The sequence below is a fragment of the Xanthomonas euroxanthea genome (assembly GCF_903989455.1).
GTDB lineage: Bacteria > Pseudomonadota > Gammaproteobacteria > Xanthomonadales > Xanthomonadaceae > Xanthomonas > Xanthomonas euroxanthea.
On sequence record NZ_LR861803.1, the window covers coordinates 1,740,438 to 1,754,909 of the forward strand.

The 14,472-nt window shown below is 66.8% G+C and carries 11 protein-coding genes; 10 read left to right on the plus strand and 1 reads right to left on the minus strand.

Annotated elements, in window-relative coordinates; translation table 11 throughout:
* Positions 1 to 101 precede the first annotated feature (101 nt).
* From H7A86_RS07505 to H7A86_RS07535, 7 genes are all read left to right on the plus strand, one after another.
* A complete protein-coding gene (locus H7A86_RS07505; protein WP_119132448.1) occupies positions 102 to 2,606 on the plus strand; it encodes a DUF3857 domain-containing protein in 2,505 nt (834 codons plus the stop codon).
* A 124-nt stretch (positions 2,607 to 2,730) separates the two neighbouring features.
* Positions 2,731 to 3,375 carry a glutathione S-transferase family protein gene (locus H7A86_RS07510; RefSeq protein WP_164740113.1) on the plus strand — a complete coding sequence of 215 codons (645 nt, stop codon included), beginning with the start codon at positions 2,731 to 2,733 and terminating at the stop codon, positions 3,373 to 3,375.
* Positions 3,376 to 3,406: 31 nt separating this feature from the next.
* A complete protein-coding gene (gene asnB / locus H7A86_RS07515) occupies positions 3,407 to 5,347 on the plus strand; it encodes an asparagine synthase (glutamine-hydrolyzing) (protein ID WP_119132324.1) in 1,941 nt (646 codons plus the stop codon).
* Between the two features lie 74 nt (positions 5,348 to 5,421).
* Positions 5,422 to 5,976 carry an NADPH-dependent FMN reductase gene (locus H7A86_RS07520; protein WP_104583352.1) on the plus strand — a complete coding sequence of 185 codons (555 nt, stop codon included), beginning with the start codon at positions 5,422 to 5,424 and terminating at the stop codon, positions 5,974 to 5,976.
* A gap of 222 nt (positions 5,977 to 6,198) precedes the next feature.
* Positions 6,199 to 7,626: a replicative DNA helicase gene (locus tag H7A86_RS07525; RefSeq protein ID WP_119132323.1), complete on the plus strand. Its 1,428-nt coding sequence runs from the start codon at positions 6,199 to 6,201 to the stop codon at positions 7,624 to 7,626.
* 102 nt (positions 7,627 to 7,728) lie between these two features.
* Positions 7,729 to 9,147, plus strand: coding sequence for a cryptochrome/photolyase family protein (locus H7A86_RS07530; RefSeq protein ID WP_119132322.1), 1,419 nt, complete (start codon positions 7,729 to 7,731; stop codon positions 9,145 to 9,147).
* A 292-nt stretch (positions 9,148 to 9,439) separates the two neighbouring features.
* Positions 9,440 to 10,165 (plus strand): YiaD family glycine zipper/OmpA-like lipoprotein, encoded by a 726-nt coding sequence (locus H7A86_RS07535; protein WP_016902719.1) that lies wholly within the window; start codon positions 9,440 to 9,442, stop codon positions 10,163 to 10,165.
* 906 nt (positions 10,166 to 11,071) lie between these two features.
* Here H7A86_RS07535 and H7A86_RS07540 read toward each other — a convergent pair.
* Positions 11,072 to 12,106 (minus strand): XC_2801 family transcriptional regulator, encoded by a 1,035-nt coding sequence (locus tag H7A86_RS07540; protein WP_119132321.1) that lies wholly within the window; start codon positions 12,104 to 12,106, stop codon positions 11,072 to 11,074.
* A 129-nt stretch (positions 12,107 to 12,235) separates the two neighbouring features.
* On the opposite strand from H7A86_RS07540, the gene H7A86_RS07545 reads away from it, so the two are divergent.
* The 3 genes from H7A86_RS07545 to H7A86_RS07555 are packed head-to-tail and all read left to right on the plus strand — an operon-like array spanning position 12,236 to position 14,420.
* A complete protein-coding gene (locus H7A86_RS07545; RefSeq protein WP_115676632.1) occupies positions 12,236 to 12,463 on the plus strand; it encodes a hypothetical protein in 228 nt (75 codons plus the stop codon).
* Positions 12,460 to 13,233 carry an SDR family oxidoreductase gene (locus H7A86_RS07550; RefSeq protein ID WP_104648380.1) on the plus strand — a complete coding sequence of 258 codons (774 nt, stop codon included), beginning with the start codon at positions 12,460 to 12,462 and terminating at the stop codon, positions 13,231 to 13,233. Before H7A86_RS07545 ends, H7A86_RS07550 begins: the two co-directional genes overlap by 4 nt.
* Positions 13,230 to 14,420 carry an efflux RND transporter periplasmic adaptor subunit gene (locus tag H7A86_RS07555; RefSeq protein ID WP_115676633.1) on the plus strand — a complete coding sequence of 397 codons (1,191 nt, stop codon included), beginning with the start codon at positions 13,230 to 13,232 and terminating at the stop codon, positions 14,418 to 14,420. Before H7A86_RS07550 ends, H7A86_RS07555 begins: the two co-directional genes overlap by 4 nt.
* The last annotated feature ends 52 nt before the right edge of the window (positions 14,421 to 14,472 follow it).

The following is a 14,472-nucleotide window of genomic DNA, read 5'->3' on the forward strand; positions in this document are numbered from 1 at the left end:
GATGGGAGGCGACGCCTGCGTGGCTTGTTCTGGATGAGTTGCGTGCTGGCGGTGGTTGCGAGCGTGATCGCACCAGCGCGCAGGCCAACGAGGCGCCGCGCATGGCGCCGCCACCGGCCTGGGTCATCGCCGATGCGGTGCCCGACAAGGTGCCCGGTTCCAGCGGGCTGCGCTATGAACTGGTGTCCGATCAGGTCGATCTGACCGGCGCGGCGCCGCAGGCGTATCGCCGCCTCAGTTACACCGTGCAGCGTGCGAAAAGTCTGGACGAGGCAGGGCAGATCTCCATCGATTACCAGCCGCAATACCAGCAGCTGGCGCTCAACAGCCTGGAAGTCTGGCGCGACGGCAAGCGCATCGACATGCGCAAGCAGGCGCACTATGCCCGGTTGCGCCGCGAAAGCGGACTGGAAGACGGTTTGATCGATGGCGCGCTGACGCTGTCGATCACCTTGCCGGACCTGCGCGTGGGCGACCGGGTCGATTACGGCGTGACCATCACCGGCAGCAATCCGGTGTTCGGCAAGGGCTATTACGACGTGTTCGATGCGCGCTACGGCGTACCGCTGGGCGAGCGCCGGGTGCGCGTGCGGTATCCCGCCGGGATGGGATTGCAGTGGCGGGTGAGCGCGCCAGGCTTCAGCCGCAACGTCAGCCGCGCCGGCGACGTGGCGACGCTGGACATTGCGGCGCGCGACCTGCCCGCGGTGCAGGAGGAAAAAGACGCCCCGGAGGATGTCGATCCGTATGGCCTGATCGAAGTCTCCACGGCCGGCAACTGGGAAACGGTGGCGGCGTGGGCAGCGCAGCTGTATCCGCGCGCGTTCAAGGACGCACGCGCCGCCGAGGGCATGGTGCAGAGCCTGCAGCTGCGCAGCGACGACCCGCAGGGCGCACTGCTGCGTGCAGTGGCCTTCGTGCAGGGCGAAATCCGCTACGTCGGCCTGGACATGGGCGAGAACTCGCACGCGCCGCATACGCCGGAGGTGACGCTGCGCAACCGCTATGGCGACTGCAAGGACAAGGCCACGCTGCTGATTGCGCTGCTGCAGCTGGCCGGCATCCGCGCCGAGCCGGTGCTGGTCAGCAGCGACAAGGGCCATGGACTGGATCTGCGCTTGCCCAGTCCGTATGCCTTCGATCATGTGGTGGTACGCGCGCACCTGCCGCAGGGCGAGGTATGGGTGGATGCCACGCGCGATCGCGAAGAGGGCCCGCTTGCGCAACGGCTGCCGTTGCCGTTCGTGCGTGGCCTGCCGGTGATGGCCGGCCAGCGCGACCTGGTGGCGGTGCCATCGCCGATGCCGACGCTGCCGATGATCGAGGTGGGCGAGGAGATCGCGGTGTCGCTGCGCAAGCCGCAGCGCGTGGCGACCTTCAGCGTGGACACGACGTACCGGCAGGGGCGCGGCGAGCGCGTGGCGACCAGTTTCGAGGACAACGGCGCGCAGGCGGTCGGCGAACACTATCTGGAATTCATGCAGCAGTACTACACCGCGCTGACCCAGGTCGGCGTGCCGACCATCGACGCGACCGATCGACTGAACGTACGCACGCACGAGGCCTATCGCCTGGAGTGGCCGGCCGACGAGGGCGACGAAGTCGGCTTCCCGCTGTTCCAGCTCGGCGAATGGATGGACGCCTTGCCCGCCGCGGCGCGCAAGAGCCCGCTGGCACTGGACGGCCCGCGGCTGGCGCGGCAGACCGTGCGGGTGCGGGTCGATCCGGCGGTGCAGGTGGAGGCCGATACGCAGGTGGTCGCCAACCCCTGGTTCCGGTTCTCGCGCACGGTCTCCATGCACCAGGGACGCATCGTCATCGTCGGCGAGTGGCAGCGCCTGTCCGACCGCATTCCCGCCAGCGGCGTGAAGCGTGCGGCCGCCGACATGGAGCGTGCCCGCGACCTGCTGTACTTCAATCACGATCTCAAGCCGCATCCGCGCAGACAGCCGCTGGAGATGCACGTCTTCGTCTATCCGCTGGCCGGGCTGCTGGCGCTGGTCGTGTTGGTGCTGGCATGCCTGGCCTGGTGGCGCGGCGGTGGCCTGGGCGGGATGCTGTTCGATCCGCACACCGTTGCGCAGCGCTTGCACGCGCAGCCCGGCGCGCGCTGGAGCGCGTGGTGTGTATTCGGCCTGGTCGTCGTGCTCTCGAGCTGGATGTGGGTGTCTCCGCGGCCGCTGTGGGTGCACGCCATTGCCGTGGTGATCATGCTGGCCATCGCGCTGGTGGGCTGCGTGCTGCTGCAGCGGATGCTGCGCTGGATGGGCGGTGTCGCACAGGTCGGTGCGTTGCTGCCGGCGCTGCTGGGCAGCGCATTGCCATGGCTGGTCTGCCTGCTGGCGGCGCTGGCCGCGCTCGGCGGCGATAGCGTGCTGTTTGGCACCGGCGTGCATGATCCAGCCAGGCTGGCGCAGCTGGCCATGGCGGTGCTGCTGATGCTGCTGGGCGGGCTATGGTGGTCGATCGCGGCGGTCCAGGCAGTCGCCGGTGCGACCGGCGGTACACGGGCGCGTGCCTTTGGTGCGCTGGCATTGACGTTGTCGGTGCTGGGCATGCTGATTGCCGTGCTGGGGGTGCCGGTGGCGCTGGTGGCGATGCGCTGAGGCGCGCCGCCCGCGGCGCACGCAGCCGCGGCCACGCCTTGCGGCAGAATCGGCGCAGGGCTTTGCAAAGACTCCCGGGGCTGTGACACTGCCAGCCCCTCGTTGCTGCCGCGGAGCCAGCCTGATGTCGAGCGTGCGTCCCCCGTTGACCGTCCATGGCATGTCCAGTTCCGGCAACTGCTACAAGGTGCGCCTGCTGCTGGAGCAACTGGGCAGCCGCTATCACTGGGTCGAGGTCGACAGCGTCGCCGGCGAAACCCGCACGCCCGCGTATCTGGCCATCAATCCCAATGGCAAGGTGCCGATGGTGGAACGCGACGACGGCCGCGTGCTGGTCGAATCCAACGCAATCCTGTTCTGGCTGGCCGAAGGCACCCCATATCTGCCCACCGACGCATGGCAGCGTGCGCAGGCCCTGAGCTGGATGTTCTTCGAGCAGTACAGCCATGAGCCGTATGTGGCGGTGGCGCGTTTCATCAGCCTGTGGACGCCGCGCGATGCCGCGCGCCGCGCCGAATTGCCGCAGCTGCGCGCACGCGGCGAGCAGGCGTTGGCGGTGATGGAACAGCATCTGCAGCAGCACCGCTGGTTCACCGGCAGCGACTACGGCATCGCCGACATCGCGCTGTTTGCCTACACCCATTGCGCCGAGGACGGCGGCTTCGATCTGGAGCGCTGGCCGGCGATCGGTGCCTGGCTGCAGCGCGTGCAGGCAGTACCCGGTTTCATCGCAATGCCGGCACCGGCACCCAATGCGGTGACGGCATGAGCCGCATGCGCTGCCGGCAGGAGCACTGACGATGTGTGGATTGGCTGGACTGCTGCTGGCCTCGCCACGCATGCATGGCGAACAACTCGATGCCCTGGTGCGGCCGATGGGGGCCGCCTTGCGTCATCGCGGCCCCGACGATGCCGGCACCTGGTGCGATGCGCAGGCCGGCGTGGCGCTGGCCCATCAACGCCTGAGCATCCTGGATCTGTCGCCGCTCGGCCATCAGCCGATGCGCTCGGCCGATGGCCGTTATGTGCTGGCCTACAACGGCGAGATCTACAACTTCGCGCAGTTGCGCGCGGCCCTGTCCGCGCTCGGGCACCGCTTCCGTGGTCATTCCGATACCGAAGTGCTGTTGGCGGCGGTGGCGGAGTGGGGGCTGGACGACACCCTGACCCGCTGCAACGGCATGTTCGCGCTGGCGCTGTGGGACGAGCGCGACAACTGCCTGTCTCTGGCCCGCGACCGCGTCGGCAAGAAGCCGCTGTACTACGGCTGGGCCGGCGACACGCTGGTGTTCGGTTCCGAACTCAAGGCGCTGTGGCAGCACCCGGAGTTCGATAACGGCGTCGATCGCAATGCGCTGACCCTGCTGCTGCGGCTGGGCTACATCCCGGCGCCGGCCTGCATCCACGAGCGGACCTTCAAGTTGATGCCCGGGCGCGTGCTGCGGCTGGATGCGCAGATGGTGGCGGCCGGCGCGGCGGCGCATCGGCCGGACCAGGCGCAGCAGCCGTTCTGGAACGCGCGCGAGGCGATGCAGCGCGCACTGGCGGCGCCGTTCACCGGCAGCGACGTGCAGGCCGAGGAACAGCTCGATGCGGTGCTGCGCGATGCGGTGGCGCTGCGCATGGTGGCCGACGTGCCGGTGGGCGTGTTCCTGTCCGGCGGCACCGATTCGTCGATCGTCACCGCGATGATGCAGGCGCAGAGCACCCAGCCGGTGCACACCTTCAGCATCGGCTTCGAAGGCTCGCATCACGACGAGGCGCCGCTGGCGCGCGAGGTGGCCACACATCTGCACACCGACCACACCGAGCTGTACGTCAGCGGCGCCGATGCGCTGGCGGTGGTGCCGACCCTGCCGGACATGTTCGACGAGCCTTTCGCCGATGCCTCGCAGGTGCCGACCGCGCTGGTCGCACGGCTGGCGCGTGGCGGGGTGACGGTGGCGCTGTCCGGCGATGGTGGCGACGAGTTGTTCTTCGGCTACGGCCGTTACCAGCGTGCGCTGCGCAACTGGCGCATGCATGGGCTGGTGCCGGGGCCGCTGCGGCGGCTGATGGCGCTGGCGGCGCGCCGCAACGGCGAGTCCTCGCGCACCGGTGGCCTGGCCGCGCTGGTGGCCGAGGCCGGCGCACGCGGCATCGGCGACATCTACCGCAACCGCATTTCGCGCTGGCGCGATCCGGCCGCGGTGGTGCTGGGCGCGACCGAGCCCGACAGTTTCTACAGCCTGGCCGACCCGCTGCACGGCTCCGGTACCCCGGCCGACGCGATGATGCTGGCCGACTTTGCCGCCTATCTGCCTGACGACCTGCTGTGCAAGGTGGACCGCACCACCATGGCGGTGGGGCTGGAAGCGCGCGCGCCGTTGCTGGACTGGCGCGTGGCCGAGTTCGCCTGGTCGCTGCCGCTGTCGCTGAAGTACCGCGACGGGGTGAGCAAGTACCTGCTCAAGCGCGTGCTGTGCCGCTATCTGCCCGAGCCGATGGTCTACCGCGGCAAGCGCGGCTTCGGCGCGCCGGTGAGCGCCTGGCTGCGCGGGGATCTGCATGGCTGGGCCGACGATCTGCTGGCGCACGCCACGCTGGAGCGCGACGGCGTGTTCGCCGCCGACACCGTGGCCGGGCTATGGCGCGACTTCAATGGCGGCGAGCGCAAATGGCATACCCATCTGTGGACGGTGCTGATGTTTCAGGCCTGGCAGGCGCACTGGCGCACGCAACGCGCCGCAATCGGCCGCTGAGGCGGCCGCGCTTCACCGGGTATGAGCGCCAGGCTGACTAAAGTCGGGCGCTGATTCCCCAATGGAGCGTTCCCATGAGCAAGATCACCATCGCCGTGCTGGTCGGCAGCCTGCGTGCAGCGTCCTACAACCGCCAGCTGGCGCACGCGCTGGAGCATCTGGCCGGCGACAAGGCGGTGTTCGAGTACCTGGAAATCGGCGACATCCCGCTGTACAACCAGGACCGCGACGGTGATTTTCCGGCTGAAGGCACGCGGCTGAAGCAGCAGATCCGGGCGGCGGATGCGGTGCTGTTCGTGACTCCCGAATACAACCGCTCGATTCCCGGCGTACTCAAGAACGCCCTCGATACCGGCTCGCGTCCCTACGGTGACAGCGCCTTTGCGGGTAAGCCGGCCGCCGTGGTCGGCATCTCGGTCGGGGCGATCGGCACCGCCACCGCGCAGCAGCATCTGCGCAATGTGTTGTCGTATCTGGACATGCATGTGCTCGGCCAGCCGGAAGTCTTCCTGCAGTACAAGGACGGGCTGTTCGGGGCCGACAACCAAATTGCCAACGCCGACAGCCGCAAGTTCCTGCAGGGCTTTGTCGACGCCTTCCTGGGCCTGACCGAACAGTTCAAGCGCTGAGTTGACCACAGCGGTGGTGCGCCTGGAGGCGGCCGCCGATGGCGGCCGGTGGTGCGGCGAAAACCCAGGCACCGCAGGCGTCTCGGCGGTTGCGACAGCTGCCGCGTAGAACGGTGATGCACCGGCTGTCCACCAGTTATCCACAGAGTTGTGCATGGTCGTCGGCGTCGCCGATGACTATGCTTCCTGCCTCCGTCTCCCTCGTGTCAGGTCTGTTTGTCCATGTCTGCTCGTCCTGGTTTCCGTTCCAAGCGCAATCGCGCTCGCGACGACGATTACGATCGTCCCGAGCCGCGGCTTGACCAGTTGCGGGTGCCGCCGCATTCGGTCGAGGCCGAGCAGGCCGTGCTCGGCGGGCTGATGCTGGCGCCGGAGGCGTTCGACCGGGTCAACGACCAGCTGACCGACAACGATTTCTACCGCCGCGATCATCGCCTGATCTACCGCGCGATTCGCGAACTGAACGAAAAGGACCGCCCCTTCGATGCGGTGACCCTGGGCGAGTGGTTCGAATCGCAAGGCAAGCTGGAACAGGTGGGCGATGGCGCCTACCTGATCGAGCTGGCCAGCACCACGCCCTCGGCAGCCAATATCGCCGCCTACGCGGAGATCGTGCGCGACAAGGCGGTGCTGCGGCAACTGATCGAAGTGGGTACCACCATCGTCAACGACGGCTTCCAGCCCGAGGGTCGCGAAAGCGTGGAGTTGCTGTCGTCGGCGGAAAAGGCGGTGTTCAAGATCGCCGAGGCCGGCGCGCGAGGGCGCACCGACTTCGTGGCGATGCCGGGCGCATTGAAGGACGCCTTCGAAGAATTGCGCAGCCGTTTCGAAAACGGCGGCAACATCACCGGCCTGCCGACCGGCTACAACGATTTCGACGCGATGACCTCCGGCCTGCAGCCGACCGACCTGATCATCCTGGCCGCGCGTCCGGCGATGGGCAAGACCACCTTTGCGCTGAATATCGCCGAATACGCCGCGATCAAATCCAAGAAGGGCGTGGCGGTGTTCTCGATGGAAATGTCGGCCTCGCAGCTGGCCATGCGCCTGATCTCGTCCAATGGCCGCATCAATGCGCAGCGGCTGCGTACCGGTGCGCTGGAAGACGAGGACTGGGCGCGGGTGACCGGCGCGATCAAGATGCTGAAGGAAACCAAGATCTTCATCGACGACACGCCGGGCGTGTCGCCGGAAGTGCTGCGTTCCAAGTGCCGCCGACTCAAGCGCGAGCACGACCTTGGGCTGATCGTCATCGACTACCTGCAGCTGATGTCGGTGCCGGGCAACAGCGAAAACCGTGCGACCGAGATCTCGGAAATCTCGCGTTCGCTCAAGGGCCTGGCCAAGGAACTCAACGTGCCGGTGATCGCGTTGTCGCAGCTCAACCGCTCGCTGGAAACACGTACCGACAAGCGCCCGGTGATGGCCGACCTGCGCGAATCCGGCGCGATCGAGCAGGACGCGGATATGATCGTGTTCATCTACCGCGACGACTATTACAACAAGGAAAATTCGCCGGACAAGGGCCTGGCCGAGATCATCATCGGCAAGCACCGCGGCGGACCGACCGGTTCGTGCAAGCTCAAGTTCTTCGGCGAATACACCCGTTTCGACAATCTGGCCCACGACTCGGTAGGCAGTTTCGAGTAAGCGTCCCGCGTGGTGCCGGGCGGCAATCCGTCGCTGCGGCATCGCGCCATCGTTGCAGCGGCTGGCTTATCCTGCGCGCCTCATCGTCGCTGCCGAGCTTGTATGTCATACGCCATCGTCTGGTTCCGTCGCGATCTGCGCCTGGAAGACAACCCGGCCTTGCAGGCTGCACTGGATGCGGGGCACCAGCCGATTCCGCTGTATATCGATGCGCCGCACGAAGAGGGCGAGTGGACGCCGGGCGCCGCCTCGCGGAGCTGGCGGCATCGCTCGCTCGCGGCGCTGGACGCGGCCCTGCGCGAACTGGGCAGCGGCCTGGTCATTCGCGCCGGTGACAGCGCGCAGGTGCTGGATGAGCTGATCGCGCAGACCAAGGCGGTGGCGGTGTATTGGAACCGCAAGTACGAGCCGGCCACACAGCCGCGCGATGCGCAGATCAAGCGCAGCCTGCGCGAGCGCGGGATCGAAGTGCAGAGCTGCAACTCCGCACTGATGTTCGAACCGTGGCAGTTGACGACGCAGCAGGGCGGCCCCTACAAGGTGTTCACCCCGTTCTGGCGCAATGCGCTCACCCAACTGCAATTGCCGGCTGCGGTGCCGGCACCGCGCAGCCTGCCACCGCTGCCTGCGCAATTGAAGAGCGCTGCGCTGGACACGCTGGGGCTGCTGCCGGCGCTGGACTGGGACGGAGGCTTCTGGGAGCACTGGCAGCCCAGCGAGGCCGGCGCGCACGAGATGCTGGAGATCTTCATCGACGGTGCGCTGTCCGGCTACCGCGAAAACCGCGACCGGCCCGATCGGGTTGGCACCTCGCAGCTGTCGCCGCATCTGCACTTCGGCGAGATCGCGCCGTGGCGGATCGCCAGCACGCTGGAAGCCAATCGCAACGCACGCAACGCGGCGGAGATCGACGGCTATATCCGCCAATTGGGCTGGCGCGATTTTGCGTATCACCTGCTGCACCATTTTCCCGATACCACCAATCAGAATCTCAACCCGCGCTTCGAAGGCTTCGACTGGGCACAGGTGGACCCGGTCGCGTTGCAGGCCTGGCAGCGCGGCCGCACCGGGATTCCGATCGTCGATGCCGGCATGCGCCAGCTCTGGCACACCGGCTGGATGCACAACCGCGTGCGCATGATCGTGGCGAGCCTGTTGTGCAAGCATCTGCGCGTGCACTGGATCGAGGGCGCACGCTGGTTCTGGGACACCTTGGTGGATGCGGACCTGGCCAACAACACGATGGGTTGGCAATGGGTCGCCGGTACCGGCGCCGATGCAGCGCCGTATTTCCGCGTGTTCAACCCGGTCACGCAGGCGGAGAAGTTCGATCCGCAGGCGGCCTACATCACGCGCTGGATACCGGAACTCGGCAAGCTTGCGGTGAAGGAACGCTTCGCGCCGTGGCTGCATCCGTTGTCGTTGGCGCGTCTGGCACCGGAGTATCCGCGTACGCCGGTCATCGGCCTGGCCGAGGGCCGCGACGCGGCGTTGGCGGCCTATGCGAAAACGCGCGGATAAGCACGCGCGCCAGCGCGAAGGCCAACGGTGCTGCGTACTCACCTGAGACTCAAGTTCCGCGCGTTTCTTTTGCCGGGCTGAGCCGTCGCATGCTTGCGCTGCGTCGCTTGCGTGGCACGCGCACGAAGACGATGCAGAGATGTAAGGCGCAGTTCGAACAGAAAACGTTTTCCTGAATGCAGCACTAGCCAGATGCAGCCGGCGGTCGGTTTCATCATGCGCCAGTCGCGTTGGCCTGTTTATCCTCGCCGACACGATTGAGTGCCGGATGGTCCGGCCACAGGAGAACACCATGTCCCCAGCAGCCACCAAGAGCCTTGCCGTTGCCCTGGCCAGCGCCATCGCGTTGTCCGCCTGCGCCACCGGCGGCTCGTATGTGCAGCGCGACCAATATGGCGAGCAGACGCAACAGCAGAATCGCACCGGCCGCAACGCGCTGATCGGTACTGCGATCGGTGTGGCCGCTGGTCTGCTGACCGGCGACAGCGCCACCGAGCGTCGTCAGCATGCGATGGTGGGTGCCGGCATCGGCGCGCTCAGCGGCGCGGCGGTTGGCCAGTACCAGGATCGCCAGGAGCGCGCGCTGCGTGAGCGCACCGCCAACACCGGTATCGAAGTGCAGCGCCAGGGCGACAACATCACCCTGAACCTGCCCGACGGCATCACCTTCGACTTCGGCAAGTCTGCGTTGAAGCCGCAGTTCTACAGCGCGCTCAATGGTGTCGCCTCCACACTGCGCGAGTACAACCAGACCATGGTGGAAGTGGTCGGTCATACCGACAGCGTGGGCAGCGACGCGGTCAATCAGCGTCTGTCCGAAGAACGCGCCGGCGCGGTCGCGCAGTACCTGACCGCACAAGGCGTGCAGCGCGAGCGGATGGAAACCATGGGTGCCGGCAAGCGCTACCCGATTGCCGACAACAGCACCGATGCCGGCCGCGCGCAGAACCGCCGCGTGGAAATTCGTCTGATTCCGCTGCGCTCGGAGGGTGCGGGGAACAACACCGGCATGCGTTGAGTGTGCCGCACTGAATCGTGACGAGTCGATTGACGAGCCGCGATGAGTAAACAAGACGGGCCGCGAAAGCGGCCTGTTTTTTTGCGCTGCGAATCTTGTCGATCAACAGCAGCGCGCAATCTCTTGACGGCCGCTCGGCAAGGGCACCGCGCACTCGACGCTGCGAGTTTTCTGCAGGGCCCTTGCCCGCCCACCATCGCGGGACACGCCGCAAGTACGTCCGTGTAGGCTCTGGCGCGGCATCCATGCCGCTCAAGGTCCCGCGACGGTGGGCGGGCAAGGGCCAGTCGGGATGGTCGGTGTGCGTGGTTGCAAGCAGAGTATGAGGTGCGCTGGGCGGATCGCTGTGGGTTCGACCAGCGTCTCACTATTTTCCCATCGCCAGCAGAGCAGTAGACAGGCTTTCAATACATAACCTACAAACTTCTCATCCGCCTAACGCAAGCCGAGCGACATGCCTTCAAAAAAGCAGCCGACCAACTCTCTGGTGCGGTGTCCTTGCCGGTTGCGGGACCCTCGGCGGCATGGATGCCGCCGAGGAGCCTCCATGGACGGATTCACGGCGTGTCCCGCAAGCGGTGAGGGCACCGCGCACTCGACCAACTGGTCTTTTGACTTGCAGTTAGACGCTACCGCTAGGCGTTGACCAACGCAGCTTCGGATCTCCAGACCACGCTAAAGCTCGCGCGTTCGGTCGCTTCAAGATTGCATCCGCCGACAGCGGTGATTCGCCACGACAAAAAGTACCGGCGCCGGATGGCACAGACACTCCTGCAGCGATTCGGGATTCGAGATTTGTAGCAGCCAGGACGTTTTCGCTTGTACGGGTAACGTCTCCCCATCGCCCTTCGGGCACCTTGTCCGAGGGGGCGATGGTGCTCCGTTAGGCGACTATTCGAGTTCTGACTACGCCGTGACGTTTTCCAGGATGCGCTTGCCTTCTGCACGCAATTGCGCGTCTGCGCCGATTTCGATCTTTGCATCGTTGTCGGCCTTCTGTGCCGCCAGACGTGCAGGGCACTGCGCCATCATGTAATCCGCATCGAAGTTCATCCGCGTCACCAGGAAGTCCACGAAGGCGCGCACTTTCGGCGAGACCAGACGGCCGCCGGCGAACACCGCGTTGAAGTCCACCTCCGGCCCGGTCCAACCCGCAAGCACCCGGCGGACCAGACCCGATTGCACGAATGGCTTGGCCATCACGTCGCCGGTCAGCAGCAAGCCTTCGCCGCATAACACCGCGCCATTGAGCGCAGCCGGATCGTTGGCCACCATCAACGGATTGACCGGGAAATCGCGCACATCGCTGCCGTCGCTGAGCGACCAGAAAAAGCGGTTGTTGTGCACGTTGCGGTTCTTGCGCAGCGCCAGCGTGCGATGGAACTGCAGCTCGTCCGGATGCAACGGCTCGCCATAGCGCTCGATGTAGGACGGGCTGGCGAACACCTGCGTGCGCAGGCTGCCGAGCTTGCGCGCGACCAGATTGGAATCGGGCAGGGCGCCGACGCGCAATGCCAGATCGGCTTCGCCGCCGATCAGGTCCAGCTTCTCGTTGCCCAGATGCATGTCCAGCTGGATTTCCGGGTACTGCGCATGGAACTCGCCCAGCAATGGTGCGATCCAGGTGATGCCCAGCGAGTAGGGCACGGTGAAACGCAGCCAGCCGCGCGGGCCGGACTGCAATTGCCCGACGGCGCTCTCGGCCTCTTCCAGTTCGCGCGCGATGCGCTGGCAGTGTTCGTGGTACACCGAGCCGGCTTCGGTCAGGCCGATGCGGCGGGTGGTCCGGTGCAGCAGGCGGGCACCCAGGCGGGTTTCCAGCTCCTGCACCTTGCGGCTGACGGTGGTCTTGGGCAGGCCAAGCGCGTTGGCTGCCGCGATGAAGCTGCCTTGTTCGACCACCTTGACGAAGATCAGGGTGTCGTTGAGATCGTGAGTCATGGGACTGCCTTCCGGGGGTCAGGAGGGATTAGACCGCTTACGGGACGATTATTCCCCTAAATCCGGACTAATCAAGTGCTGGTTTGAGGCCTAACTTATGCGCCATCCCCTCCATCCAGGAGCACGGCCATGTGGTTGTGCAATGTGTTCGGCATGTCGTCCGCCTCCCGTAGCGCCATCGAAGGCGCCTTCGATCCCGTGATTCCGGCGGCGAGAAGCCCGCGTGCCAGTGTTTCACGTGCATTTTCGACGCCGCCCAGGCGTCAGGCCGGCGGGGCGCCTGCGCAGCGGACCGGACTGTCGGCGCGTCTGGCGCAGCGTGGCATTGTCCCGATGTCGGGAGTGAAAGTCCCATGACCGGGATGGTCCAATCCGAGACGGCCGTCATCGGCGGTACGGGCGATGTCGGCGCCGGGATCGTCGCCGCCTTGCTCGATGCCGGGATGCCGGTGCTGGTGATTGGACGCGACACCGCCAAGCTCGACGCGCTGCGCGCGCAGCATGGCAACACACCGCTGCTGGAGACCCTGCGGGGTTCGGTGGCCGACGACGCCTCGGCGCAGGCGCTGGCCGGCGAACTGGCGCAGCGCCCGCGTCCGCTGGCGGCGGTGATCGCCAGCCTGGGCAGCCCGTTGAAGGCCGGCCGCCTGCTGGACCGCCCGGTCGCTGCGCTGCGTCGCCGCCTGGAGCGCGACGTGCTGCCGCATCTGGCGGCCGCGCGGCATCTGCTGCCGCTGCTGGCCGAGGCCGAGGGCGGCGGTCGCTACCTGCTGCTGGGCAGCCCCTGCGCACTGCGCGCCTGGGCTGCACACGGCGATACCTCCGTTGCCGCCGCGGCCACGCGCATGCTCGCCCAGGTCCTGCACGAGGAAGCCAAGCCGTTCGGCGTCCGCGTGCATCTGCTGTCGGTCGAGCAGCCGGTGTGCACGCCGGGCCGTGCCAAGGATGCGTGTCCGGAATGGATCCGCGCCGTGGATGTCGGCCGCGCCGCAGTCTCGCTGATCGCCGGGCCTGGCCAGCCCGGGCAAGCCATCGTGACCGTCAGCCGTCGCCCGCACGCCGCTCCATCGGCCGACCGGCTTGCCGGTCTGCATTTTCCCATCCCCACCCGAGAGATCTCCCCATGACCCCGAACGCCACCCCGTTCCGTTTTCCCTTGCGTACTGTATTGACGGGCGCCGTACTCGCGGTTGTGCTGGCCGGTTGCGGTAGCAAGGCTGCCGAGACCGGTGCGCCGCCGCCGCCCAGCGTCAGCGTCGCCCCGGTGTTGATGAAGGAAATCAGCCAGTGGGACGAATTCAGCGGCCGCATCGAGCCGGTGGAAAGCGTCGAGCTGCGCCCGCGCGTGTCCGGCTATATCGACAAGGTCAATTACGTCGAAGGCGCCGAGGTGAAGAAGGGCGATGTGCTCTTCAGCATCGACGACCGCAGCTACCGCGCCGAATTCGCGCGCGCCAATGCCGCACTGGTGCGTGCACGCACGCAGTCCACGCTGGCCCGCAGCGAGGCGGCACGCGCGCGCAAATTGTCCGACCAGCAGGCCATTTCCACCGAGACCTGGGAGCAGCGTCGCGCTGCCGCCGATCAGGCCGACGCCGATCTGCTGGCCGCGCAGGCCGCGCTGGATACCGCCAAGCTCAACCTGGACTGGACCCGCGTGCGTGCGCCGATCGATGGCCGCGCCGGACGTGCGATGGTCACCGCCGGCAACCTGGTCACCGCCAGCGACAGCGCCAGCGTGCTGACCACGCTGGTGTCGCTGGACAAGGTGTTCGTGTACTTCGATGCCGACGAAGGCACCTTCCTGCGTTATTCGCAGATGGCGCGCAACGGCGAGCGCCCGGATGCGCGCGGTGGCGAGTTGCCGGTGCGCATCGGCCTGGTCGGCGAGCAGGGCTTCCCGCACACCGGGCGCGTGGATTTCCTGGATAACCAGGTCACCCGCAGCACCGGCACCATCCGCGTGCGCGCAGTGCTGGACAACGCCCAGCGCCAGTTCACGCCAGGCCTGTATGCGCACGTGCAGTTGCTGGGCAGCGGCCAGTTCAAGGCCATGCTGGTCGACGAAAAGGCCGTGCTGACCGACCAGGACCGCAAGTACGTGTACGTGGTCGACAAGGACGGCAAGGCGCAACGGCGCGATATCGAGCTTGGCCGCAATGCCGACGGCCTGCGCATCGTGCGCAAGGGACTGGCTGCCGGCGACCGCGTGGTGGTCGATGGCGTGCAGAAGATCTTCATGCCCGGCATGCCGGTCGATGCCAAGCCCGTCGCCATGGCCACGGCACCGGACAAGCGCACCGCCTCGAACTGATTCATCGCTGCATCGCACCCGTGACCACCGGCCTCGCAACGAGGCCGGCTCG